Source organism: Streptomyces sp. enrichment culture (assembly GCF_964272895.1).
Classification (GTDB): domain Bacteria; phylum Actinomycetota; class Actinomycetes; order Streptomycetales; family Streptomycetaceae; genus Streptomyces.
Genome location: NZ_OZ186832.1, coordinates 605,899 through 630,725 on the forward strand (window position 1 = coordinate 605,899; position 24,827 = coordinate 630,725).

General features: G+C 72.3%; 23 protein-coding genes. 18 read left to right on the top strand and 5 right to left on the bottom strand.

Annotation, left to right across the window (positions count from 1 at the left end; all coding sequences use genetic code 11):
• The first annotated feature begins 187 nt into the window (after window positions 1–187).
• From ACSU6M_RS02710 to ACSU6M_RS02735, 6 genes are all read left to right on the top strand, one after another.
• Window positions 188–493: a DUF5133 domain-containing protein gene (locus ACSU6M_RS02710; RefSeq protein ID WP_437066673.1), complete on the top strand. Its 306-nt coding sequence runs from the start codon at window positions 188–190 to the stop codon at window positions 491–493.
• Window positions 494–576: 83 nt separating this feature from the next.
• Entirely contained in the window at window positions 577–2,556 is a 1,980-nt protein-coding gene (locus ACSU6M_RS02715) for an alpha-1,4-glucan--maltose-1-phosphate maltosyltransferase (protein WP_437066674.1), read from the top strand.
• Window positions 2,553–4,271 (top strand): maltose alpha-D-glucosyltransferase, encoded by a 1,719-nt coding sequence (gene treS, locus ACSU6M_RS02720; RefSeq protein ID WP_437066675.1) that lies wholly within the window; start codon window positions 2,553–2,555, stop codon window positions 4,269–4,271. Before ACSU6M_RS02715 ends, treS begins: the two co-directional genes overlap by 4 nt.
• 28 nt (window positions 4,272–4,299) lie before the next feature.
• On the top strand, window positions 4,300–5,682 hold the full coding sequence (locus ACSU6M_RS02725; protein ID WP_437066676.1) for a maltokinase N-terminal cap-like domain-containing protein: 1,383 nt from the start codon (window positions 4,300–4,302) through the stop codon (window positions 5,680–5,682).
• Between the two features lie 7 nt (window positions 5,683–5,689).
• A complete protein-coding gene (glgB, locus tag ACSU6M_RS02730; RefSeq protein WP_437066677.1) occupies window positions 5,690–7,903 on the top strand; it encodes a 1,4-alpha-glucan branching enzyme in 2,214 nt (737 codons plus the stop codon).
• Between the two features lie 57 nt (window positions 7,904–7,960).
• A complete protein-coding gene (locus tag ACSU6M_RS02735; RefSeq protein WP_437066679.1) occupies window positions 7,961–9,046 on the top strand; it encodes a glutamate--cysteine ligase 2 in 1,086 nt (361 codons plus the stop codon).
• 15 nt (window positions 9,047–9,061) lie between these two features.
• On the opposite strand, the gene ACSU6M_RS02740 is transcribed toward ACSU6M_RS02735, so the two are convergent.
• A complete protein-coding gene (locus tag ACSU6M_RS02740; RefSeq protein WP_437066680.1) occupies window positions 9,062–9,295 on the bottom strand; it encodes a DUF6480 family protein in 234 nt (77 codons plus the stop codon).
• 807 nt (window positions 9,296–10,102) lie between these two features.
• Here ACSU6M_RS02740 and ACSU6M_RS02745 point away from each other — a divergent pair.
• Window positions 10,103–12,007, top strand: coding sequence for an AMP-dependent synthetase/ligase (locus ACSU6M_RS02745; RefSeq protein WP_437066682.1), 1,905 nt, complete (start codon window positions 10,103–10,105; stop codon window positions 12,005–12,007).
• Between the two features lie 16 nt (window positions 12,008–12,023).
• Here the strand turns inward: ACSU6M_RS02745 and ACSU6M_RS02750 are convergent, their stop codons facing one another.
• On the bottom strand, window positions 12,024–12,527 hold the full coding sequence (locus ACSU6M_RS02750) for an SgcJ/EcaC family oxidoreductase (RefSeq protein ID WP_437066684.1): 504 nt from the start codon (window positions 12,525–12,527) through the stop codon (window positions 12,024–12,026).
• Window positions 12,528–12,598: 71 nt separating this feature from the next.
• Here ACSU6M_RS02750 and ACSU6M_RS02755 point away from each other — a divergent pair, with 71 nt between their 5' ends.
• The 5 genes from ACSU6M_RS02755 (at window position 12,599) to ACSU6M_RS02775 (ending at window position 17,149) form a co-directional block, all read left to right on the top strand.
• Window positions 12,599–13,060, top strand: coding sequence for a MarR family winged helix-turn-helix transcriptional regulator (locus ACSU6M_RS02755; RefSeq protein ID WP_437066685.1), 462 nt, complete (start codon window positions 12,599–12,601; stop codon window positions 13,058–13,060).
• Between the two features lie 246 nt (window positions 13,061–13,306).
• Window positions 13,307–14,680 (top strand): NAD(P)/FAD-dependent oxidoreductase, encoded by a 1,374-nt coding sequence (locus ACSU6M_RS02760; RefSeq protein ID WP_437066687.1) that lies wholly within the window; start codon window positions 13,307–13,309, stop codon window positions 14,678–14,680.
• A gap of 30 nt (window positions 14,681–14,710) precedes the next feature.
• On the top strand, window positions 14,711–14,941 hold the full coding sequence (locus ACSU6M_RS02765; RefSeq protein ID WP_437066688.1) for a hypothetical protein: 231 nt from the start codon (window positions 14,711–14,713) through the stop codon (window positions 14,939–14,941).
• 32 nt (window positions 14,942–14,973) lie between these two features.
• A complete protein-coding gene (locus ACSU6M_RS02770; RefSeq protein ID WP_437066690.1) occupies window positions 14,974–16,440 on the top strand; it encodes an aminotransferase class I/II-fold pyridoxal phosphate-dependent enzyme in 1,467 nt (488 codons plus the stop codon).
• A 253-nt stretch (window positions 16,441–16,693) separates the two neighbouring features.
• Window positions 16,694–17,149 carry a cyclic nucleotide-binding domain-containing protein gene (locus ACSU6M_RS02775; protein WP_437066692.1) on the top strand — a complete coding sequence of 152 codons (456 nt, stop codon included), beginning with the start codon at window positions 16,694–16,696 and terminating at the stop codon, window positions 17,147–17,149.
• A 43-nt stretch (window positions 17,150–17,192) separates the two neighbouring features.
• Here the strand turns inward: ACSU6M_RS02775 and ACSU6M_RS02780 are convergent, their stop codons facing one another.
• Window positions 17,193–17,807, bottom strand: coding sequence for a LysE/ArgO family amino acid transporter (locus ACSU6M_RS02780; protein ID WP_437066694.1), 615 nt, complete (start codon window positions 17,805–17,807; stop codon window positions 17,193–17,195).
• A gap of 85 nt (window positions 17,808–17,892) precedes the next feature.
• Here ACSU6M_RS02780 and ACSU6M_RS02785 point away from each other — a divergent pair, with 85 nt between their 5' ends.
• The 3 genes from ACSU6M_RS02785 to ACSU6M_RS02795 all read left to right on the top strand — a co-directional run bounded on the left by ACSU6M_RS02785 (window position 17,893) and on the right by ACSU6M_RS02795 (window position 19,614).
• A complete protein-coding gene (locus ACSU6M_RS02785) occupies window positions 17,893–18,810 on the top strand; it encodes a LysR family transcriptional regulator ArgP (protein ID WP_437074982.1) in 918 nt (305 codons plus the stop codon).
• Window positions 18,811–18,926: 116 nt separating this feature from the next.
• Window positions 18,927–19,193 carry a WhiB family transcriptional regulator gene (locus ACSU6M_RS02790; RefSeq protein WP_437074984.1) on the top strand — a complete coding sequence of 89 codons (267 nt, stop codon included), beginning with the start codon at window positions 18,927–18,929 and terminating at the stop codon, window positions 19,191–19,193.
• Between the two features lie 67 nt (window positions 19,194–19,260).
• On the top strand, window positions 19,261–19,614 hold the full coding sequence (locus ACSU6M_RS02795; protein WP_437066696.1) for a DUF488 domain-containing protein: 354 nt from the start codon (window positions 19,261–19,263) through the stop codon (window positions 19,612–19,614).
• Between the two features lie 3 nt (window positions 19,615–19,617).
• Here ACSU6M_RS02795 and ACSU6M_RS02800 read toward each other — a convergent pair whose 3' ends face one another.
• Together ACSU6M_RS02800 and ACSU6M_RS02805 are read right to left on the bottom strand one after the other, a co-directional pair.
• Window positions 19,618–21,291, bottom strand: coding sequence for an FAD-binding dehydrogenase (locus ACSU6M_RS02800; RefSeq protein WP_437066698.1), 1,674 nt, complete (start codon window positions 21,289–21,291; stop codon window positions 19,618–19,620).
• Between the two features lie 20 nt (window positions 21,292–21,311).
• Window positions 21,312–21,947, bottom strand: coding sequence for a TetR/AcrR family transcriptional regulator (locus ACSU6M_RS02805; RefSeq protein WP_437066700.1), 636 nt, complete (start codon window positions 21,945–21,947; stop codon window positions 21,312–21,314).
• A 131-nt stretch (window positions 21,948–22,078) separates the two neighbouring features.
• Here ACSU6M_RS02805 and ACSU6M_RS02810 point away from each other — a divergent pair, with 131 nt between their 5' ends.
• From ACSU6M_RS02810 to ACSU6M_RS02820, 3 genes are all read left to right on the top strand, one after another.
• A complete protein-coding gene (locus tag ACSU6M_RS02810) occupies window positions 22,079–22,699 on the top strand; it encodes an alpha-ketoglutarate-dependent dioxygenase AlkB (RefSeq protein ID WP_437066702.1) in 621 nt (206 codons plus the stop codon).
• Between the two features lie 70 nt (window positions 22,700–22,769).
• A complete protein-coding gene (locus ACSU6M_RS02815; protein WP_437066704.1) occupies window positions 22,770–23,516 on the top strand; it encodes an MBL fold metallo-hydrolase in 747 nt (248 codons plus the stop codon).
• Between the two features lie 74 nt (window positions 23,517–23,590).
• Window positions 23,591–24,826 (top strand): DUF4032 domain-containing protein, encoded by a 1,236-nt coding sequence (locus tag ACSU6M_RS02820; protein WP_437066706.1) that lies wholly within the window; start codon window positions 23,591–23,593, stop codon window positions 24,824–24,826.
• The last annotated feature ends 1 nt before the right edge of the window (window position 24,827 follow it).

Here is a 24,827-nt window from a genome sequence, read left to right on the forward strand (position 1 = left end):
CAACAGTGGGGGTGCTAGTCCATTCGTGCAACACGAGCGCACCCCTGAGGCGGTGGAAGCACACCCCGAGGTGGTTGAAGATCCAACAAGACGCTGGGTCGTCGCCCGTGCACCATGAGTGAAGGCCCCGAGCGCCCCCGACCGTCGGGACGGCGCCGTTCGCGGCCCCCGGAGAGTGAACCCCGCCATGCTGCTACCCGCCGAAGCCGAAGTCGCCCGGCAGCTGCGGCGGTACCGGGCCTGGGAGCGTCTGATGCTCGCGGCCCCGGCCGACCGCACGGTGCGCGCCACTTTCGAGGACTCGGGATACACGCTCTGCGTGCTGATGGGGAAGCGCTGCGCGCGAGAGGCCGCGGACGCCGCCGAACGCTTTCTGCGTCACGGCCCGGCCGCCTTCCTGCGGGAGCGCGAACAGAGCGGCCGGCCGCATCCCGCCGGCCGGCGAATACGCCGGACACCGTTCACGGCCCGGCGCACCACCGCGGGGCGGTAGGGGCACAGCCCCCGGGCCCCGTCCGGCGCATCGACCAGCGTCGGCCGACAGGCCGCCGCTCGACCACGGCGGAGGTAGAGACCATGAACGCGCCCGAGACCATCGGCCGCATCCCGGTACGCGACGTCCATCCCGTGGTGGATCGCGGCCGGCGCCCCGCGAAGGCGGTGGCCGGTGAGACGTTCCAGGTCACCGCCACCGTCTTCCGCGAGGGGCATGACGCCGTGGCGGCGAACGTCGTGCTGACCGACCCGCACGGCAGGCCGGGCCCGTTCACCCCGATGCGCGAACTGGCCCCCGGCAGCGACCGCTGGGGCGCCGAGGTCACCCCGCACACACCCGGCCGCTGGACGTACCACGTGGAGGCATGGAGCGATCCCGTCGCCACCTGGCGGCACGCCGCACGGATCAAGGTCCCGGCGGGCATCGACACCGGCCTCGTCCTGGAGGAGGGCGGAGATCTCTACGAGCGGGCCGCCAAGGGCGTGCCCCGAGGGCCGGAGCGTACGACGCTCCTGGACGCCGTGGAGATCCTGCGCGACGACTCCCTCCCGGTCGCGGTCCGGCTGGCGGCGGCGTTGACGCCGGAGGTGGACGCGGTCCTGGCCCGTCACCCGCTGCGGGACCTGGTCACCGCCTCCGACCCGATGCCGCTCCTGGTCGAACGCGAACGCGCCCTGTACGGCGCCTGGTACGAGTTCTTCCCGCGCTCGGAGGGAACGCCGGAGAACCCGCACGGCACCTTCCGCACCGCGGCCCGCCGGCTCCCCGCGATCGCCGCGATGGGCTTCGACGTCGTCTATCTCCCGCCGATCCACCCCATCGGCACCACCCACCGCAAGGGCCGCAACAACACCCTCGACCCCGGCCCCGAGGACGTCGGCGTGCCGTGGGCGATCGGTTCGCCGGAGGGCGGGCACGACGCCGTGCACCCGGCACTGGGCACGGCGGAGGACTTCGCCTGGTTCGTGCGCGAGGCGGAGTCCCACGGTCTGGAGATCGCCCTGGACTTCGCGCTCCAGTGCTCGCCGGACCATCCCTGGGTGCAGAAGCACCCGGAGTGGTTCCACCACCGCCCGGACGGCTCGATCGCCTACGCGGAGAACCCGCCGAAGAAGTACCAGGACATCTATCCGATCGCCTTCGACGCCGACATGGACGGCATCGTGGCGGAGACCCTGCGGGTGCTGCGGCACTGGATGAGCATGGGCGTGCGGATCTTCCGCGTGGACAACCCCCACACCAAGCCGGTGGTGTTCTGGGAGAAGGTCATCGCCGACATCAACCGCACCGACCCGGACGTGATCTTCCTGGCCGAGGCGTTCACCCGCCCCGCCATGATGCACACGCTGGCCCAGATCGGCTTCCAGCAGTCGTACACCTACTTCACCTGGCGCAACACCAAGCAGGAGCTGACCGAGTACCTGAGCGAGCTGTCGGGCGAGGCCGCGAGCTACATGCGCCCCAACCTCTTCGTCAACACCCCCGACATCCTGCACGCCTACCTCCAGCACGGCGGCCGCCCCGCCTTCGAGGTCCGCGCCGTCCTCGCCGCCACCCTCTCCCCCACCTGGGGCATCTACTCCGGCTACGAGCTCTGCGAGAACACCCCCCTGCGCGAAGGCAGCGAGGAATACCTCGACTCCGAGAAGTACCAGCTGCGCCCCCGCGACTGGGACACCCCCGACACCATCGCCCCCCTCATCACCCGCCTCAACCAGATCCGCAGGGCCAACCCCGCCCTCCGGCACCTGCGCAACCTGCACTTCCATGCCACGGACAACGACTCCGTGATCGCGTACAGCAAGCTTTCTGACTCCAATACGGTGATCGTGGTGGCCAACCTGGACCCGCACCACACCCAGGAGGCCACGGTGTCGTTGGACATGGCGCATCTTGGTCTGGACCGGCACGCATCCCTGACTGCGCGCGATGAACTGACCGGTGAGACCTATCACTGGGACAGCTCCAACTACGTGCGTCTGGAGCCCGGCCGGTCACCGGCTCATGTGCTCCACGTCCACCCGTCGACACCGCACCATGGAGGGTCCAGCGCGTCATGACCGTGAACTCGCCTGTCCATGACACCTTCGAGGACACCCCCGCCAAGGACCGGGACCCCGACTGGTTCAAGCGCGCGGTCTTCTACGAGGTACTGGTCCGCTCCTTCCAGGACAGCAACGGCGACGGCGTCGGGGACCTCAAGGGCCTGACCTCCAAGCTGGACTATCTCCAGTGGCTGGGCGTCGACTGCCTGTGGCTGCCGCCGTTCTTCCAGTCCCCGCTCAGGGACGGCGGCTACGACGTCTCCGACTACACGGCCGTGCTGCCGGAGTTCGGGGACCTCGCGGACTTCGTGGAGTTCGTGGACGCCGCCCACCAGCGCGGCATGCGGGTCATCATCGACTTCGTCATGAACCACACCAGCGACCAGCACCCGTGGTTCCAGGAGTCGAGGAAGGACCCCGAGGGGCCCTACGGCGACTACTACATGTGGGCCGACGACGACAAGCAGTACCAGGACGCCCGCATCATCTTCGTCGACACGGAGACCTCCAACTGGACCTACGACCCGGTGCGGGGACAGTACTTCTTCCACCGCTTCTTCTCCCACCAGCCGGACCTCAACTACGAGAACCCGGCCGTCCAGGAGGAGATCCTCGCCGCCCTCCGGTTCTGGCTGGACCTCGGCATCGACGGCTTCCGGCTGGACGCCGTGCCCTACCTCTACGCCGAGGAGGGCACCAACTGCGAGAACCTGCCCGCCACGCACGCGTTCCTCAAGCGGGTCCGCCGCGAGATCGACGCGATGTACCCGGACACGGTGCTGCTGGCGGAGGCCAACCAGTGGCCGGAGGACGTCGTCGACTACTTCGGCGACTACCGCAGCGGCGGGGACGAGTGCCACATGGCGTTCCACTTCCCCGTCATGCCGCGCATCTTCATGGCCGTTCGCCGCGAGTCCCGCTACCCGGTCTCCGAGATCCTCGCCAAGACCCCGGCGATCCCCTCGGGCTGCCAGTGGGGCATCTTCCTGCGCAACCACGACGAGCTGACCCTGGAGATGGTCACCGACGAAGAGCGCGACTACATGTGGGCGGAGTACGCCAAGGACCCGCGGATGCGCGCCAACATCGGCATCCGCCGGCGGCTCGCGCCCCTGCTGGACAACGACCGGCACACCATCGAGCTGTTCACCGCCCTGCTGCTGTCCCTGCCGGGCTCGCCGATCCTCTACTACGGCGACGAGATCGGCATGGGCGACAACATCTGGCTCGGCGACCGCGACGCCGTCCGCACCCCCATGCAGTGGACCCCGGACCGCAACGCCGGCTTCTCCACCTGCGACCCGGGGCGGCTGTCCCTGCCGATCATCATGGACCCGGTCTACGGCCATCAGGTCACCAACGTCGAGGCGTCGATGGCGTCGCCCTCGTCGCTGCTGCACTGGACCCGCCGGATGATCGAGATCCGCAAGCAGAACCCGGCCTTCGGACTCGGCAGCTTCACGGAACTGCAGTCGTCGAACCCGGCGGTGCTGGCGTTCCTGCGCGAGTACGAGGACGACCTGGTGCTGTGCGTGAGCAACTTCGCGCGGTTCGCCCAGCCGACCGAGCTGGACCTGCGCGAGTACGCCGGCCGTCATCCGGTCGAGCTGTTCGGCGGGGTGCGGTTCCCGGCCATCGGTGAACTGCCGTATCTGCTCACCCTGGGCGGCCACGGCTTCTACTGGTTCCGGCTCACCCGAGTCGCATCCCGCATCGGCCGACGACTGTGAGCGTGCCCCGAGGAAAGGACGCGACGCCATGCCGAAGACCGCATCCCTGCACCGGGACAGCACCGGCCCGGCCAGGCCCATGGCCTCGCTGGACAGCCTGCTGCGCGAGTGGCTCCCGCGGCAGCGCTGGTTCGCGGGCAAGGACCGGCCGGTCACCGAACTGCGCCTGCTGTCGCTGACCGAGCTGTTCCCGGGCTGTCTGCATCTGCTGGTGCACGCCGGGCACGCCCCCAGCCCGTCCGGCCACGCGGGCGTGCCGGCGCCGGGCGCGGCGACCCCGCCCGGCGACTGCTACCAGCTGATCCTCGGGGTGCAGGAGCATTCGTCGCCGCGGCTCGGCCGGGCGCTGATCGGCAGGGCGCAGGAGGGTCCGCTGGCCGGGATGGCGGTCTACGACGCGCTGCGCGACCCCCGCTCGGCCCAGCTGCTCCTGGAGCGGCTGCGCCGGCCGGGGAGCCTCGGTCCGCTGCGCTTCGAGACGGACCCGGCCGCGGCCGTGCCGTCCGGGCTGCCGCCCCGGCTGCTGGACGCCGAGCAGTCCAACACCTCGCTGGTGTACGGGGACGCGTTCATCCTGAAGGTGTTCCGCCGGATCCAGCCGGGTGTCAACCCGGACCTTGAGGTGACGAGCGCGCTCGCCGGTCAGGGCTGCCGCCGGGTGCCCGCGCCGGTGGCGTGGTTCCGCACCACGCAGCCCTTCGGGGCGACGCTGGGTGTGCTGCAGCCCTTTCTGCCCGACGCCGCCGACGGCTGGACCCTCGCCCTGCACGCGCTCGCGACCGGCGACGACTTCACCTCGGAGGCGCACGCGCTGGGCCGGGCCACCGCGGACGTGCATGTGGCGCTGGCCGCGGCCTTTCCCGGCGGTCCGCCCGCCGAGAACGGGCGCACGGCGGCGGCGATGGCCGAGCGGCTGGACGCGGCCGCGCACAGCGTGCCGGGCCTGCGGCCGTTCGTGCCGGGCCTGCGGGGGGCGTTCGGCATGCTCGTCACCTGCGATCCGGGGCCCGAGGCGCAGCGCATCCACGGCGATCTGCATCTGGGGCAGGTGCTGCGGGCGGGGCGGGAGTGGTTCGTCATCGACTTCGAGGGCGAGCCGTCCCGGCCGCTGCTGGAACGCTGCGCCCCGCAGTCCCCGGTGCGGGACATCGCCGGGATGCTGCGCTCCTTCGACTACGCCGCCCGTCAGCGCCGTCCGTGGCGCCCGCAGTGGGCGCGCCGCTGCCGCGAGGCGTACTGCGCGGGCTACGCCGAGCGGGCCGGCTGGGACCCGCGCAAGAAGCACGCGCTGGTGCGTGCGTACGAGACCGACCGTGCCGTGTACGAGGTTCTGTACGAGGCCCGGCATCGTCCGGACTGGGTCGCCGTCCCGATGGCGGCGATCGAGCGTCTGGCTGTGAGAGGAGACTGAGGAACCCGTGGCCCTGCGTGACACCTCCCTGCCCGAGCCCTCCGGCCCGTCGACCCGGGGGCGGGCCGCGCCGGCCCTGGACCCCGGGGACCGTGCGCGGCTGCTGTCGGGTGCGCACCACGATCCGCACGCGCTGCTCGGCGCCCATCCGGTGCCGGGCGGGATCGCCTTCCGGGCGCTTCGGCCGTTCGCCCGTGCCGTGAGCGTCGTGGCGGGCCGCAAACGGCATCCGATGGTCTCCGAGGGCGACGGTCTCTTCTCGGTCGTGCTGCCGCTGAAGAAGATCCCCAAGTACACGCTGGTGGTGGCGTACGGGGACGACGCCGGGCAGGAGGTGCACGACCCGTACCGGTTCCTGCCCGCGCTCGGTGAGCTGGATCTGCATCTGATCCGTGAGGGCCGGCACGAGCAGCTGTGGAAGGCGCTGGGCGCCGAGCCGATGACCCACCAGGGGGTGGCCGGCACCCGGTTCACGGTGTGGGCGCCCAACGCCCAGGGCGTGCGGGTCGCGACCGACTTCACCTACTGGGACGGCACCGCGTTCCCGATGCGCTCGCTGGGCGCGTCCGGGGTGTGGGAGCTGTTCCTGCCGGGGGTCGGCGAGGGCACCCGCTACAAGTTCGAGATCACCTCCCGGTACGGTCACCGCTTCCTGAAGGCCGACCCGATGGCCCGCCGCGCGGAGGCCCCGCCGGACACGGCGTCGATCGTGCACGCCTCGCACTACGAGTGGGGCGACGCCGAGTGGCTGGCGCACCGCGGTGACACCCCGGTGCACGAGGCGCCGTTCTCCGTCTACGAGGTCCATCTGCCGTCCTGGCGGCCGGGGCTGACCTACCGCCGGCTGGCGGAGGAGCTGCCCGCGTACGTCAAGGACCTCGGCTTCACGCACGTGGAGTTCATGCCGGTCGCCCATCACCCCTTCAGCGGCTCCTGGGGCTACCAGGTCACCGGCTTCTACGCGCCGACGGCCCGGCTCGGCTCGCCCGACGACCTCAAGTACCTGGTGGACAAGCTGCACCAGGCGGGCATCGGCGTGATCATGGACTGGGTGCCGGCGCACTTCCCGAAGGACGACTGGGCGCTAGCCCGGTTCGACGGGGACCCGCTGTACGAGCCCGGGGACGCGCGGCGCGCCGAGCACCCGGACTGGGGGACGCTGGAGTTCGACTTCGGCCGCCGTGAGGTGCGCAACTTCCTGGTGGCGAACGCGGTGTACTGGTGCGAGGAGTTCCACATCGACGGGCTGCGGGTGGACGCGGTCGCCTCGATGCTCTACCTCGACTACTCGCGGGACTCGGGCCAGTGGGAGCCGAACGTGTTCGGCGGGAACGAGGACCTGGACGCGAAGGCGTTCCTCCAGGAGATGAACGCGACCGTGTACCGGCGGACGCCCGGTGTGGTCACCATCGCCGAGGAGTCCACGGCCTGGGACGGGGTGACGCGGCCGACGGACGGCGGCGGGCTCGGCTTCGGGCTGAAGTGGAACATGGGCTGGATGCACGACTCGCTGGAGTACATGAGCAAGGAGCCGGTGCACCGCAAGTACCACCACAACGAGATGACGTTCTCGATGGTGTACGCCTACAGCGAGAACTACGTGCTGCCGATCTCCCACGACGAGGTCGTGCACGGCAAGCGCGCCCTGGTCTCCAAGATGCCCGGCGACTGGTGGCAGCAGCGCGCCAACCACCGCGCCTACCTCGGCTTCATGTGGGCCCATCCGGGCAAGCAACTGCTGTTCATGGGCCAGGAGTTCGCGCAGGGCGGTGAGTGGTCGGAGCCGCACGGGCCGGACTGGTGGCTGCTCGACCCCGGCTACGGGGCCGTGGCCGATCACCGCGGGGTCCAGGATCTGGTGCGTGACCTCAACACGGTCTACCGGTCGGTGCCGGCGCTGTGGCAGCGCGACACCGACCCGGGCGGCTTCCGGTGGGTCGTGGGCGACGCGGCGGACGACAACGTCTTCGCGTTCCTGCGCTTCGGCGCGGACGGGGACCCGCTGCTGGCGGTGAGCAACTTCTCCCCCGTCGTCCGCCACGACTACCGGCTCTTCGTGCCCGACGACGTGGTCGCCTGGCAGGAGGTGCTCAACACCGACGCCGAGCGCTACGGCGGCTCCGGGGTCGTCGCGCCGGAGCCGGTGAAGCCGGAGGACGGGCGGATCTCGATGACCCTGCCCCCGCTCGCCACGGTGTGGCTGCGACCGTACACGGTGTGAAAGGGCTCCGACGGGGCAGTCGGGTGCGTATCACCGAACCCGGAGAGGCTGTGGGCTTTGCGCACCGTCGGAGTGGAGGAGGAGCTCCTCCTGGTGGATCCCGAGAGCGGGGATCCGAGAGCGATGTCCGCCGCGGTACTGGCACGTGCCGCGGCGGATGACACGGGCGAGCAGGTCTTCGAGAAAGAACTGCACGACCAGATGCTGGAGTTCGCCACCCATCCCCAGGAGGACATGGACGCGCTGCACGCGGAGATCGTGCGGTGCCGGCGGGAGGCGGCCCGGCATGCGGGCGAGCTGGGCTGCGCGGTGGCGGCGCTGGCCACCTCGCCGCTGCCGCTGAGTCCGAGCGTGGGCGTCAACGCCCGCTATCGGTGGATGGCGGAGCAGTACGACATCACGTCCCGGAACCTGGTATGCGGCTGCCATGTCCATGTGTACGTGGACTCCGACGAGGAGGGCGTCGCGGTCGCCGACCGGGTGCGGCCCTGGCTGTCGGTGCTGTCGGCGCTGAGCACCAACTCGCCGTTCTGGCAGGGCGGCGACACCGGGTACAGCAGCTATCGCAGCCGGGTGTGGCAGCAGTGGCCGTCGGCGGGGCCGACCGAGGTGTTCGGGTCGGCCGAGCAGTACCACCGCAGGGTCGCCGAGATGGTGGCGACCGGCGTGATCCTGGACCAGGCGATGGTCTACTTCGACGCCCGGCTCTCGGAGCGGTACCCGACGGTCGAGATCCGGGTCGCGGACGTGTGTCTGCACGCGGAGACGGCCGTTCTGGTGGCGATGCTGGCGCGGGCGCTGGTGGAGACGGCGGCGCGCGAGTGGCGGGCGGGGCAGCCGCCCGCGGACTTCAGCGTGAGCCTGCTGCGGCTGGCCAACTGGCGGGCCGCGCGCTGGGGGCTCACCGACCTGCTGCTCCACCCGCTCACCATGCGGCCGGCCCCCGCGGCGGAGGTGGTGGGGGCGCTGCTGGAGCACACCCGGGACGCGCTCGCCGAGAGCGGGGATCTGCAGCGCGCCCGCGAGAGCTGCGACCGCCTGCTGCGCGAGGGCAACGGGGCACAGGTGCAGCGCGGGCTGCTGGAGCGGACCGGCAGCCTGCGGGACGTGGTCACCGGGTGTGTGCGGCGGACTCAGGAGTGAGGCCCGCAGCGCCGGTCAGAGCATCAGCGCGATGGCGAAGGCCAGGAAGCCCACCGCGACCAGCGCGACCACGAGCAGGATCAGCGCCAGCGGCGCCTTCGCCCAGCCCTTGGTCGGGTTGTGTGTCTCGCGGGGGCCCGCCTCGGGCAGGCTGCTCTCTGCGGGCGGGGTCTCGCCCGGCGGGACGCCGCCGCCCGGCTCGAGACCGGTGCTGCGCTCGGGTTCGGGGTCGGGACTGATGTGGGTCATGCGCCCCGAGTTCCCCCGCTCGGCGAGATCAACGGACGGGAGCCGACGAGATCGAGCGAGACACCGCGCCGGGCTCACCGGACGGCCACCGGACGGGCGCGGCCGGGCTCGCCTGACGGCCACGGCGGGCCCACCGGTCGGGCGCGGCCGGGCTCGCTGGACGGCCATGGCGGGTTCGCCGGTCGGGCGCGGCTGGGCTCGCCGCACGGCCACGGCCCGGTATGCGGGACGGCCACGGTGGGCCCACAGGTCGGGCGCGCCGGGCTCACCGGACGGCCACGGTCCGGTTCGCCGAACGGCAACGGCCCGGTATGCGGGAGCCACGGCGGGCTCGTCGGTCGGGCGCCGCCGGGCTCACCGGACGGCCACGGTCCGGTTCACCGAACGGCAACGGCCCGGTTCGCCGAACGGCAACGGCCCGGTATGCGGGACGGCCATGGCGGGCTCGCCGGACGGCCGCGGCGAGATCGCCGGACGGACCACGCCGGGCCCACCGCACGGCCACGGCAAGATCGCCGGACGGACCGCACCAGACCCACTGCACGGGCGCGGCGAGATCGGCCGGGCGGACCGAGGCGAGGTCGCCGGAGGAGCCGGGGCAGGGTGACCGGACGGTCGCGGCGAGTGCGAGGGGCGGGCCGGAGTGGGCTCGGGGTGCGGGACGGGGCGAGCTCCGCGGGGAGATCATCAGCGTCTAACAGTTACCCCGTTCCCGGCACGGCCCGCGCGCGGCTGGGCTACATTCGACCACCGTCGATAACAGTGCTCGTCGGCGCCGTCACAGCCCGTACCGACCAGGAGCAGCGCATGCGCGACCTCGCTCTCGCTCCGTCCTTCTCACCGCTGCCGCCCGGTGGGCTCGCCGACAGCGTCTTCGAGGCGGCGGCCCACAGCCCCACGCTGCCCCTGATCGCCCGCCGCGTCCCCGGCTCGCCGGGAGGGTGGGAGGAGGTCAGCGCGGTCGAGCTCAAGGACCAGGTGGTGGCCCTGGCCAAGGGGCTGATCGCGTCCGGCATCACGCCGGGCAGCCGGGTCGCCGTGATGGCGCGCACCCGCTACGAGTGGACGGTGTTCGCGCACGCCCTGTGGGCGGTCGGCGCGGAGGTCGTACCGGTGCATCCGTCGTCGTCGCGGGACCAGGTGGAGTGGATCCTGCGGGACGCCGGTTGCGTGGCGGTGGTGGTCGAGGACGAGCACGCGGTGATGACCGTCGGCTCGGTGTGCGCGGCGCTGCCCCGGCTGCGGCACGTCTGGCAGCTGGACGACGGAGGACCGGCCCGGCTGGTGGAGCGCGGGGCGTTCATCCCGGACACGACCGTCGACTCGCTGCGCCGCATCGTGCTGCCGGATGCCACGGCCGTCGTCACCTACACCTCGGGCACCACCGGACGGCCCACGGGCTGCGCGCTCAGCCACCGCAACGTGGCGAGCCCGTGCGACACCCTGCTGGCCGGCTGGGGCCGGACGGCGGCACCGCCGGGACAGCAGCCGAGGATCCTCGCCTTTCTGCCGCTGTCGCACGCCTACGGCCTGATGATCCAGGAGCTGTGTCTGCGCGGCGGCGTCCTGATGGGCCACGAGCCCGATCTGAGCGAGGCGTCCCTGTCCGCGGCCCTGCGCTCGTTCCGGCCGACCTACTTCTACGGCGTCCCCTCCCTCTTCGAGAAGCTGTACAAGACGTTCCTGCGCAGGGCCCAGCAGGCGGGCCACGGCGCCCTGTTCGAGCGGGCGGCGGAGACCGCGCGGGCCTTCGCCGCGGCCGGCGAGCGCCACCGGCTGGGCCGCGGCTCCGGGCCCGGCCCCCAACTGCGCCTCCAGCACGCCCTGTACGAGCGCACGGTGTACCGCAGGCTGCGCGAGGCGCTCGGCGGCCAGGTGTGCCGGGCCACCTCGGGCGGGTCCCCGCTCAGCCGCGAACTGTCCTTGTTCTACGAGGGCATCGGCATCTACGTCCACGACGGCTACGGCCTCACCGAGACCAGCGGCGGCATCACCATGCAGCCGTTGGGCCGGGAGAAGTCGGGCACCGTCGGCCGGGCGCTGCCCGGCACCGAGATCACGGTGGCCGCGGACGGGGAGATCCTGGTGCGCGGCCCGTCGGTGTTCCAGGGCTACGTGGGCGACGAGGCCGCGACCCGGGCCGTGCTGCGCGGCGGCTGGCTGGCCACCGGGGATCTGGGGCGGCTGGACTCGGAGGGCTATCTGACGATCACGGGGCGCAAGAAGGACGTCATCATCACCAGCGGCGGCACCAGCGTGGCCCCGGCCCTGCTGGAGCAGCGCCTGCGGATGCATCCGCTGGTGCACCAGGCGGTCGTCGTCGGCGACAACCGGCCCTGTGTGGGGGCGCTGATCACCCTGGACCCGGAGTTCCTGGCGCACTGGCGTTCGGCGCAGCGCTGGCAGAGCGGTGCGCTGAGCCGGGAGGCGCGGGAGGAGAACGCCCTGCGCGAGGAGGTCGGGCGGGCGGTCGCCGCCGCCAACAGCGCAGTGTCGCGCGCCGAGTCCATCCGGGTGTTCCGGGTGCTGCCGGAGCCGTTCGACGTGGCCGGCGGGCTGCTCACGCCGTCGATGAAGCTGCGCCGGGACGCGATCGTGCAGCGCTATGCCCTGGAGATCGACGCGATGTACCAGGCGCGCGCTCCCCTGCCCCGCACACCGGTCGTGGAGGACCCGCTCGACTGGGACGACGCGGACAACGTGTTCGGCTGAGCGCGCGACGCCGGTGTCAGCCGGCCGGCAGGGTCACCTCGCGGGCCCGGCCGATGCCGAGGCGGCGGGCCGTGCGGGTCATGGTCCGGGACATCCTCGACGGCATCGAGTCGGGCTCGGGGATGGTCACCGGTCGCTGCCGGCCGTTCTGGATCGCGGCGATCCGCCAGCCCCGCGGTGTGCGGACGCAGACGATGATCTGCCGGGACAGCCGGCGTCTGGGCAGTTCGCTGCGCCAGGGCATGAGCACCGAGCCGTTGGCCACGAGCACGGCCACCTCGTCGGTGACGAAGCGCAGCGACTCGATCTCGCCGACCATCGCGGAACCGGCGACGACCCCGCGGAAGAGCTTGTCGTGGTTGTCCCGCAGCCGGTCCACGCCGGCCGCCCAACTGCCGTCGTAGGACACATAGTCGGCGTCCTCGGTGAACAGCCGTGCGAAGCCGGCGGTGTCCGCTTCCGTCCAGGTCCGGCAGTACTCGGCGAAGAGTTCACGGATCCGGGTCTCCTGGATGTCCATGGCGTTTCCTCTCTCCCTGCTGCGCTGCTATTATTTCGTTCGGCCGAACTAAATGTAGGGAGTGAGTCGCGATGACGTCAAGGGACGACCTGCTCGCCGGTCTCCGGGAGGCGGGACGGGCGCACAGCAACGCCGCGGTCATGTACCACGCGGCGATCAGCGCCCGGATGGAGCTGAGCCCGGTCGAGGAGAAGACGCTCGACCTGCTCCAGCGCTCCGGCGCGCTCAGCGCGGGCGAGCTCGGCGAACTCACCGGCCTGGCACCGGCCTCGGTGACCGGGCTGATCGACCGGCTGGAGCGCAAGGGGTTCGCCCGCCGGGTGCGCGACCCGCAGGACGGCAGACGCGTCAACGTGGAGGCGGATCCCGGGATCGAGGCCCGGTTCGCGCCGCTGTTCGCCCCTTTCGCGGCGGGACTGGACGACCTGTACGCCCGCTACTCGGACGCGGAGCTGGAGGTGATCCTCGACTTCCTCCACCGCTCGGCGGACGTCCAGCGGGAGGCCACCCGCGCCCTCACCGAGCCGCGGTAGGCACGGGGAGGACGGACACAGCGGTTCGCACCCACGGACGAGTCGGGGAAAGCGCGTACGAGATCCCGGTGATCGGGTACACGAACGCCTCAGGCGTTGCATGCTGGTGCCCCGCGGATTCGCCAGCCTGCCTCACTCGGCTGGCGGGGCCGCCCGGGACACGGTGGGATCGGTGAGGTGCGAGGCAGCGATCCAGGGGCAGGCGCATGGCGCCGGCGGAAAGACCGCCTGGAGACGCGGAAAGGGATGGACACCGTGACACGACCCAGGATCCTGGTGGTGGGCGCAGGCTTCGCCGGCGTGGAGTGCGTCCGGCGGCTGGAGCGCCGGCTCGCCCCCGACGAAGCCGACGTCACCCTGGTGACGCCGTTCGCCTACCAGCTCTATCTGCCGCTGCTGCCGCAGGTCGCCTCCGGGGTGCTGACCCCCCAGTCGATCGCCCTGTCGCTGCGCCGCAGCAAGAAGTACCGCACCCGGATCATCCCCGGCGGGGCGATCGGCGTGGACCTGAAGGCCAAGGTGTGCGTGATCCGCACGATCACGGACGAGGTCGTGAACGAGCCGTACGACTACATCGTGCTGGCCCCCGGCAGCGTCACCCGCACCTTCGACATCCCCGGTCTCACCGACCACGCCTTCGGTCTGAAGACCCTAGCCGAGGCCGCCTACATCCGCGACCACGTCATCTCGCAGCTCGATCTCGCCGATGCCAGCCAGGACCCCGCCGAGCGGGCCTCGCGGCTGCAGTTCGTGGTGGTCGGCGGCGGCTACGCGGGCACGGAGACGGCGGCGTGTCTGCAGAAGCTGACGCACGCCGCGGTCAAGCGCTACCCGCGGCTGGACCCGAGCCTGATCAAGTGGCACCTCATCGACATCGCGCCGAAGCTGATGCCCGAGCTCGGCGAGAAGCTCGGCCGCAGCGCCATGGACGTCCTCCAGCGCCGCGGCATCGAGGTGTCGCTGGGCGTCTCCATCGACAAGGCGGGCCCCGAGGAGGTCACCTTCACCGACGGCCGGGTGGTGCCGACCCGCACCCTGATCTGGACCGCGGGTGTGGTGGCCAGCCCGCTCATCGCCACGCTCGGCGCGGAGACCGTGCGCGGGCGCCTGGCGGTGACCGCCGAGATGACCCTGCCCGGCCACGACGGCGTCTTCGCGCTCGGCGACGCGGCCGCGGTGCCGGACGTGGCCAAGGGCGAGGAGGGCGCGGTGTGCCCGCCGACCGCCCAGCACGCCCAGCGCCAGGGCCGCAAGGTCGCCGAGAACGTCATCGCGACCCTGCGCGGGGAACCGCTCCAGCCGTACGTCCACAAGGACCTCGGCCTGGTCGTCGACCTCGGCGGCAAGGACGCCGTGTCCAAGCCGCTCGGCATCGAGCTGCGCGGTCTGCCCGCGCAGGCGGTGGCCCGCGGCTACCACTGGGGGGCGCTGCGCACCAACGTGGCCAAGACCCGCGTCCTGACCAACTGGGTGCTCAACGCGATCGCGGGCGACGATTTCGTCCGCACCGGCTTCCAGGCCCGCAAGCCCGCCAAGCTGAAGGACTTCGAGTACACCGACTCGTACCTGACGCCGGAAGAGGTGCGGGCGCAGGTCGAAGGGTCCGCCCAGGGAGGCTGAGTTCCGGCCCTTACCGGGTACCTGAACGGTATGACCGAAGTCGTGGACGCCGATGAACTGCTGCGGCGGATGCAGCGGAGCAGGGCCCGCGCGGTGCAGGAGCTGCGCGGCTGCCGGGAGCGCGGCGAGGCCCTGCGCTCGCGCGACCCGGATGCGGCCAGGGACGCCGAGCTGCGCGGGATGGCCTACGAGGTGGTGCTGTCGGTGCTGGACGAGATCCTGACACCGGGCCGGGACCGGGGCGGCGCCGGAGCATCCTGATTGCTCCGGCGCCGCCGGGAAACCCGGTGTGCATGACAGCCGATCACAGCAGCGCCCCCGTTCTCGAAGCCCTGGCCGACTACCACCGCAGCGGCAGGCTGGCCTTCGCCCCGCCCGGGCACAAACAGGCCCGCGGCGCCGACCCCGCCGTACGGGAGGTGCTCGGGGACGCGGTGTTCCTGGGCGATGTGCTGGCCTCCGGCGGGCTGGACGACCGGCTGGGGCGGGGCCAGGTGCTCTCGCGGGCCGAGGAACTGATGGCCGACGCGGTGCACGCGGACCATACGTTCTTCAGCACCTGCGGCAGCTCCCTGTCGGTGAAGGCCGCGATGCTGGCGGTCGCCGGGCCGCACGAGGCGTTGTTGATCGGGCGAGACGCGCACAAGTCGGTGGTCTCGGGGCTGATCCTGTCCGGCATCGAGCCGGTGTGGGTGGAGCCGCGGTGGGACGCCGAGCGGCATCTGGCGCATCCGCCGTCCGCGGAGCAGTTCGAGGAGGCTCTGGAGCGCCGTCCGGACGCGAAGGGCGCGCTGGTCACCAGCCCCACCCCGTACGGGGCGTGCGCGGATCTGCGGGGGATCGCCGAGGTCTGCCACCGCCGGCGGGTGCCGCTGATCGTGGACGAGGCGTGGGGCGCGCATCTGCCCTTCCACCCCGATCTGCCGTCCTGGGCGATGGACGCGGGGGCGGACATCTGTGTGACCAGCATCCACAAGATGGGCTCGGGTCTGGAGCAGGGCTCGGTGTTCCATCTGCGGGGCGATCTCGTGCCGCCCGAGCTGCTGAAGATGCGGGCCGACCTGCTGGGCACGACCAGTCCGTCGGTGCTGATCTACGCCGGGATGGACGGCTGGCGGCGTCAGATGGTGCTGCACGGCCGGGAGCTGATGTCCGCCGCGCTGGAGCTGGCGGCCCACGTCAGGGCCGGGGTGGAGGACATCGACGGACTGCGGGTCGAGGGCCGGGAGGACTTCTGCGGGCCGGGGCTGGCGGACGACTTCGATCCGCTGCCCGGTGTGATCGATGTGTCCGGACTGGGCATCACCGGCTACCAGGCGGCCGACTGGCTGCGGGAGCACCGGGAGATCGAGGCGCATCTGACCGACCACCGCCGCATCGGCGCCCAGCTCACGCACGCCGACGACCGGACCACGGCGGACGAACTGCTCGGGGCGCTGAAGGATCTCGCGCGGGCCGCGCCGGAGATGCCGCCGGCGCCGCGGGTCGAGGTGCCCGAACCGGCACGGCTGCGGCTGGCCCAGGCGAGTGCACCGCGCGACGCCTTCTTCGGCCCGGCCGAGGAGGTGCCGGTGGCGCGGGCCGCAGGCCGGATCGCGGCCGAGATGATCACGCCGTATCCGCCGGGGATCCCCGCGGTGCTGCCCGGCGAGCGGCTGACGGAGCCCGTGCTGCGGTATCTGCGCTCGGGGCTGGCGGCGGGGATGAACCTGCCCGACGCGGCGGACCCGCAGCTGGAGCGGATCCGGGTCACCAAGTGAAACCGGTCACTCGGTCCTGTTTCGTTTGTGTTACGCGCCGCGAGATGGTTTATCGTTCATGCATACCCGGTGCCGGAGTCGACCGGACGAGTCCTTCGCGCACCCCTGTGACTGCCCTGGCTGGTTTCCCCCGTCCAGCCAGGGCTTTTCTCTGCCCGGAAGCGGAAATCCGGTCCGCCGAGGTGCTCTCGGAGCCGACGGCGGCTGAAATGGGCGTAGGGAACACACCCCTCCCCCGGCAGGAGCACGCGCCATGACCAGAGCGACGAAACTGCTGACCGCCCTCCCCCCGCCGCAGCGCGCACGCCTGATGACACTCGCCCGGGAGGTGTCCTTCCCCGAGGACACCCGCATCTTCGAGGCGGGCGGCCGGGCCGACCGCTTCTGGGTGATCCGCTCCGGCGCAGTCTCCCTGGACCAGCGGGTGACGGCGCTCCAGCGGGTCACGGTCGCGAGCCTCGGCGCGGGCGATCTGCTCGGCTGGTCGTGGCTCTTCCCGCCGTACGAGTGGGACTTCGGCGCGGAGGCGTTCAGTCCGGTGCGGGCCTACGAGTTCGAGGCGCAGGCCGTGCTCGCGCTGTGCGAGGAGGATCCCCGGCTCGGGCTGACGCTGGTGCGGATCGTCTCCGAGATCCTGGCCCACCGGCTGGAGACGACCCGCAACAAGCTGCTGGAGCAGTACGCGATGCACCGGCGGGGCGTGGTCTGAGCCGGCGATCGGCCGACGGCGGCCCGGCGGCGGGGCGCGGCGCTCAGGCGTCCAGGATCAGGGACACGCCGAGCACCAGCATGGTGACGGCGACCAGCCCGTCCAGGACACGCCAGGCACCGGGCCGGGCCAGAGGGCGGCTGAGCAGCCGCGCGCCGAAGCCGAGCGCCGCGAACCAGCACAGGCTGGCCACCACGGCACCCAGGCCGAAGGTCCAGCGCAGCGGGCCGCGGTCGGCGGCGATGGAGCCCAGCAGGAACACGGTGTCCAGGTAGACGTGCGGGTTGAGCCAGGTCATCGCCAGACAGGTCAGCACCGCCCGCCGCACCGACCCCGCCGCCTCGCCGTCGGCGCTCAGCGCACCCTGCGGGCGCAGCACCCGGCGGGCGGCGAGGACACCGTAGGCGATCAGGAACGCCCCGCCGATCCAGGCCACCGCGGTCAGCGCGCCCGGCCACGCCACCACCACCGCTCCGACCCCGGCCACGCCCAGGGCGATCAGCAGCGCGTCCGACAGGGCGCAGATGCCGACGACGGCGAGGACGGCATGGCGGCGGACGCCCTGGCGCAGGACGAAGGCGTTCTGGGCGCCGATGGCGACGATCAGGGACAGGCCGGTGCCGAAACCCGCGGCAGCGGCGGACAGTGCGTTGCTCATGGGACATGACGTTAAGCAAGCGATCACCGCACGTACAGCTAAAGATTCTTACGTATCTTTAGCATTTATGAAGACGGATGCCGGGATGCCGGAACTCCCCCTCGACCAGGTGCGCACACTGCTCGCGGTGGTGGACGAGGGCACCTTCGACGCGGCCGCCGCCGCGCTGCATGTGACGCCGTCCGCGGTGAGCCAGCGGGTGAAGGCGCTGGAGCAGCGCACCGGGCGGGTGCTGCTGCTGCGCACCAAACCGGTGCGGCCCACCGAGTCGGGGGAGGTGGTGGTGCGCTTCGCCCGGCAGCTGGCCCGGCTGGAGCGCGACGCGCGCGCCGAGCTCGGCATGCGGGAGGCCGGGGAGGCGACGCGCGTGTCGGTGGCGGTCAACGCCGACTCCCTGGCGACCTGGTTCCTGCCCGCCCTGACCCGCGTACGGCAGGAGCCGCGGCTCTTTTTCGAGCTGCGCCGCGAGGACGAGGACCACACGGCGGCGCTGCTGCGGGAGGGGCTCGTGATGGCCGCGGTGACCTCCTCCCCCGACCCGGTGCCCGGCTGCTCGGTGCGGCCGCTGGGCCGGATGCGCTATCTCGCCGTCGCGAGCCCGCAGTTCGCCGCCCGCCATCTGACGGGTCCGCTCACCGAGCTGCTGCCCGAGGCACCGGTCGTGGTCTTCGACCGGCGCGACGACTTCCAGGACGGCTTCGTACGCCGCCTGGTGGGCACGCCGGCCAGTGCGGCCCGCCACTACGTCCCGACCTCCGAGGGCTTCGCCGAGGCCGTCGCCGCGGGCCTGGGCTGGGGGCTGCTGCCCGAGGCCCAGGCGCTGCCCCTGCTCGGCACCGGCCGGCTCGTCCCGCTCGCACCCGACCGGCCGGTGGACGCGGCCCTGTACTGGCAGCAGTGGAAGCTCGACTCACCGGCGCTGGCGGAGGTGGCGGACGTGGTGGCGCGGGAGGCGGGACGGGCGCTGCGGCAGGGGCCGGCCACGGAGGTGTGGGCGCGGTGAGAGTGCGCCGCGTCCGAACTCGTTGACCCGCGCGCCGGTTTCACCCGCCTGCCGACAGGTCACCCGACACCGAGCAGACGCAAGCGGAAGGGCTTGGACGAATGCGAGTGACAGCGATGGACGACTGGCGGAAGCGTGCCGCGTGCCGGGACGAGGACCCGGACCTCTTTTTCCCCATCGGCACCACGGGGCCGGCCCTGATCCAGACGCGGCAGGCGAAGTCCGTGTGCGAGCGCTGTCCGGTGCGTGAGGCGTGTCTGCGGTTCGCGCTGGAGACCCGGCAGGAGATCGGCGTGTGGGGCGGCACCAGCGAGAGCGAACGGCGCCTGCTGGCGCGCCGGGCCGGCCGCAGGCGCGGGACGGGTACCCGGTCGGCGGAGTGACCCGCACCGCGGCGCACGCACCGGGTTACGCTCCGACTGACCCGCCGCCGGCCGAGGAGGTCCCCGCGTGAGCGTCCGCGTGCGCCGCATCTACGAACCCCCCGAGCCGGACGACGGCGTGCGGATCCTGGTCGACCGGCTGTGGCCCCGAGGAATCTCCAAGGACGCGGCCCACGTGGACGAGTGGCCCAAGGCCCTCACCCCCTCCACCGAGCTGCGCCGCTGGTACCACGCCGGCGAGGGCTCCTACGAGGAGTTCGCGCGACGCTACGAGGCGGAGCTCGCCGCTCCCGAGGCGGCCGAACTCCTCGACGGCGTACGGCGGTCGGCGCAGAAAGGTGCGGTGACGCTGCTGACGGCGTCGAAGGAGCCGGAGCACAGCCACGCGGCGGTGCTGGCCCGGCTCCTCGGGCGGGGCTGACGCTCAGCCCGCCTGGCCGGCCGCCGCCCGCCCCGCCGCGCGCCCCGAGAACAGGCAGCCGCCGAGGAAGGTGCCCTCCAGGGCGTTGTAGCCGTGGACGCCGCCGCCGCCGAAACCGGCGACCTCTCCGGCGGCGTAGAGGCCCTCGACGGGCTGTCCGTCGGTGCCGAGGGCGCGGGAGTCGAGGTCGGTCTGGATGCCGCCGAGCGTCTTGCGGGTGAGGATGTGCAGCTTGACGGCGACGAGCGGGCCGGCCTCGGGATCGAGGACGCGGTGCGGGGTGGCGACGCGGCCGAGGCGGTCGCCGATGTAGCGGCGGGCGTTGTGGATGCCCTGGATCTGGGCGTCCTTGGCGTAGGGGTTGGCGAGCTGGAGGTCGCGGGCCTCGATCTGGCGGCGCAGCGTCCCGGCGTCCAGCAGCGCCTTCTCCGTCAGGGCGTTCATCTTCTCGACGAGCTGTTCCAGGGTGTCGGCGACGACGAAGTCCGCGCCGTGCCGCACGAATGCCTCCACCGGGGCCGGGGCTCCCTTGCCGAGGAGCCGGGCGCGCAGCACGGCCTTCTTGTCCTTGGCGGTGATGTCCGGGTTCTGCTCGGAGCCGGAGAGCGCGAACTCCTTCTCGATGATCTTCCGGGTGAGGATGAACCAGGAGTGGTCGTACCCGGCGATGTCCTCGGTGGTGCGCAGGTACTTGAGCGTGCCGAGGGTGTCGTAGCCCGGCAGGCAGGGCTCGGGCAGGCGGCGGCCGAGGGCGTCGAACCACAGGGAGGACGGGCCGGGCAGGATGCGGATGCCGTGGCCGGGCCAGATGGGGTCCCAGTTGCGCACGCCCTCGGTGTAGTGCCACATGCGGTCACGGTTGACCAGGCGGGCTCCGGCCTGGGCGCTGATGTCGAGCATGCGGCCGTCGACATAGGCGGGCACGCCGGTGACCATCTCGGCGGGCGGGGTGCCGAGCCGCTCGGGCCAGTGGCGGCGGACGATGTCGTGGTCGGCGCCGATGCCGCCGGAGGTGACGATCACGGCCTGGGCGGTCAGCTCGAACTCGCCGACGGCCTCGCGGCTGGAGGCGACTCCGCGCGGTGCGTCGTCGGGCGCGAGCAGGGTGCCCCGTACTCCCCGCGCTGTGCCGCCCTCGACGACCAGTTCGTCGACGCGGTGCCGGTGGTGGAAGGTGAGCAGCCCCTCGCGCGCCGCCTGCTGCGCGTACGCGGCGAACGGCGCGACGACGCCCGTGCCGGTGCCCCAGGCGATGTGGAAGCGGGGCACGGAGTTGCCGTGGCCGCCGGCGCGCAGGTCGCCGCGCTCGGCCCAGCCGACGGTCGGCAGCAGGGTGATGCCGTGGCCGTCGAGCCAGGAGCGCTTCTCGCCGGCCGCCCACTCGACGTAGGCGCGCGCCCAGCGCACCGCCCAGGAGTCCTCGTCGTCGGTGCGGTCGAAGCGCGCGCTGCCCTGCCAGTCCTGCCAGGCGAGGTCGAAGGAGTCCTTGATCCTCAGGCGCCGCTGCTCCGGGGAGTCGACCAGGAAGAGGCCGCCGAAGGACCAGTACGCCTGGCCGCCGAGGTTGGCGGCGTTCTCCTGGTCGACCAGGGCGACGCGCCGGCCGCGGCTGGTGAGTTCATGTGCCGCGACCAGGCCGGCGAGTCCGGCTCCGACGACGATGACGTCCGCGTCCATGGGCGAGCGTCTCCCTTCCCTCAGTGGGCGTTGCCGCTGCCGTCCGTCAGCAGCGCGGTGAGCAGTTGTCCCAGCCAGGCGCGGGCGTGGGCGACGTCCTTGTCCAGCAGCAGCTGGGTGGTGACCCCGTCGTACGCGGCGACCACGGCGTGGGCCGCGCGGTCCGCGTCGCCGAGGACGGCGGGCAGTTCGGTGTGGCCGCGCGCACGGGCGAGCCGGTCGGCGATCGCCCGCCGCAGGGTGGCCCGGTGCTCCAGCAGGGTCTGCGCCACGGCCGGGTGGCGGGCGGCGTGGACCAGGAAGTCCGTCTTGACCAGCAGCCAGTCCACGTCGAGCAGCAGCACCTCGGTGACCCGGTCGACCGACTGCCGTACGTCCAGGTCCGGGCCGTCCAGTGCGAGCGCCCCGGCGACCTGCTCGGCGATGAGGTCGGCGCGCTGCCGGTAGAGGGCGAAGAAGAGCTCGTCCAGGCTGGAGAAGTTGGAGTAGAAGGCGCCCCGGCTGTAGCCGGCCGCCTCGCAGACCTCCTCGATCGAGACCCGCCCGAACCCCTTGGCGGCGAACACGGCGAAGGCGGCGTCCAGCAGGTTCGCCCGCGTGTGCGCACGACGCCGGGTCACCCTGCCGCCGGTGGTCCTCTGCTGCGTCGCCGCCATGCCCCTCCGCCCTCGGTCCGATACAGGAACGTATCCGATACACCGGTGTATCGAAAGGGGCCGGTTCCGCACGGCACCGGCCCCGGCAGATCCACATGGAACAGATTTTCGAATCGGAGTACGCTGGGCCCATGCACCTCCAGGGCTCCCTCTTCGACCAGACCGACCGGCTGGAGCTCGCCCCGCTCGACGGTCTGCGCCGCACCCCGCTGGGCGCCGGCGCCTGGATCGACGTGCTCCCCGGCTGGCTGAGCGGTTCCGACGCGCTGTTCGAACAGCTGGCGGCGGAGGTGCCCTGGCGCGCCGAGCGGCGCACGATGTACGACCACGTCGTCGACGTACCGCGGCTGCTGGCGTACTACGCCGAGGGCGACCCGCTGCCGCACCCGGTGCTGGCCGAGGCGCGTGCCGCGCTGTCCGCGCACTACGCCGAGGAGCTGGGCGAGCCGTTCGCGACGGCCGGACTGTGCTACTACCGCGACGGCCACGACAGCGTGGCCTGGCACGGGGACCGGATCGGGCGGGGCGCCCGCGAGGACACGATGGTCGCCATCCTGTCCGTCGGCACGCCCCGCGACCTGCTGCTGCGCCCCGCGGGCGGCGGCAGCGCGATCCGCCGGCCGCTCGGGCACGGCGATCTGATCGTGATGGGCGGTTCCTGCCAGCGCACCTGGGAGCACTGCGTACCGAAGACGACCCGGGCCGCGGGACCGCGCATCAGCATCCAGTTCCGGCCGCGGGGTGTGCGCTGAGGCAGCGGCCGCGCGCCCCGATCTGCTTTGCTGTCCCCCGCCGTAGCCCACCTCACCACGCGGGACGAACATGCGCGCAGATGTGCAGCAAGTCGCCGACGGCACCTACCTGGTGCACGGCAGCAACACCAACTGGGTGATCCTGAAGGACGGGGACGCCGTCACGCTGGTCGACACCGGCTATCCCGGCGACCGGCAGCGGCTGCTGGCCTCGCTGGCCCAGGTGGGCAGCGCGCCGGAGGCCGTCGCCGCGGTGCTGATCACCCACGCGCACAACGACCACCTGGGGTCCGCCGAGCATCTGCGCGCCGCGTACGGCACGCCGGTGTATCTGCACCCGGCCGAAGTCCCGCACGCGCGCCGGGAGTTCCTGCACCAGGTGAACGTCGGGACGGTCCTGGCCAACGGCTGGCGCCCCGGTGTCCTGCCGTGGGCCGTGCACGCGCTGCGGGCCGGCGGCACCGCGAAGGTGCCGGTCGCCTCCCCCGAGGCGTTTCCCTGCGACGGGCCCCTCGACCTGCCGGGCCGTCCCGTGCCGGTGCACACGCCCGGCCACACCCTGGGGCACACCGTCTTCCATCTGCCGGACACCGGCACCGTGCTCACCGGGGACGCCCTGGTCACCGGCCACGCCACCTCGCGCCGCAAGGGCCCGCAGATGCTGCTCGGCATGTTCCACCACGAGCGCGCCCGGGCCCTGGCCTCCCTGGAGACCATCGGCGCCCTGGAGGCCGGACTGCTGCTGCCCGGCCACGGCCCCGCCCACCAGGGGCCGGTCGCCGCGGCCGCGGACCGGGCGCGGGAGCGCACCGGCTGAGATCCCGTCCGAGGCCCGTTCCAGCACATGAACGGGCCGTTCCGGCGGGGGGACGCGCCGCATAGGGTCGGGCCATGGCTTTGCAGATCAGCGCCACCAACCCGGAGCACCCGGCCCTGCTCCTCGAACTCCCCTGGCAGCTGCCCCTGGAGGACTGGCCCGAGGAGTACCTCGTGCCCCTGCCGCGCGGCATCTCGCGGCACGTCGTGCGCTACTCCCGCGCCGGTGACGAGGTGATCGCCGTGAAGGAGCTCGCCGAGCGGCCCGCGCTGCGCGAGTACGAGCTGCTGCGCGACCTGGACCGGCTGGGCATCCCCGCGGTGGACGCGCTCGCGGTGGTCACCGGGCGCACGGACGCCTCGGGTGAGCCGCTGGAGCCGGTGCTGATCACCCGCCACCTCGGCGGTTCGATGCCGTATCGGTCGATGTTCGAGACCACCATGCGCCCGGCGACCATGCACCGCCTGATGGACGCCCTGGCGGTGCTGCTGGTGCGGCTGCATCTGGCCGGGTTCGCGTGGGGCGACTGCTCGCTGTCCAACACCCTGTTCCGCCGGGACGCGGGCGCGTACGCCGCCTATCTGGTGGACGCCGAGACCGGCGAGCTGCACGCCCGGCTCAGCCCCGGCCAGCGGGACTACGACCTGGACCTGGCGCGCGTCAACATCAGCGGCGAGCTGCTGGACCTGGAGGCGTCCGGGGCGCTGCACCCGTCGGTGGACCCGATCGAGTTCGGCAGGGAGATCTGCGCCCGCTACGGCGAGCTGTGGAAGGAGCTGACGCGGGTCTCGGTGTATCCGGCGGGCAAGTACCACTACATCGAGCGCCGGATCCGCCGGCTGAACGACCTCGGTTTCGACGTGGCCGAGATGCAGATCGAGCACTCCTCCAACGGTGACACGGTCACCTTCGTGCCCAAGGTCGTCGACGCCGGCCACCACCAGCGCCAGCTGCTGCGGCTGACCGGCCTGGACACCGAGGAGAACCAGGCGCGGCGGCTGCTGAACGACCTGGAGAGCTGGATGGCCACCCAGGACGACTACGCCCCGGGCGACCCCCTCGCGGCCCGGCCCGAGGTGCTCGCCCACCGCTGGGTGCGGGAGGTCTTCCGGCCCACCGTGCGCCAGGTGCCGCTGGAGCTGCGCGGCACCATGGACCCGGCGGAGATCTACCACCAGCTCCTGGAGCACCGCTGGTACCTGTCGGAGCGGGCCCAGCACGACATCGGCCTGGACACCGCCGTCAAGGACTACGTGGAGAACATCCTGCCCAAGGCGAGGGAGACCCTGGAGTCCCCCTCCCACGAGTGAC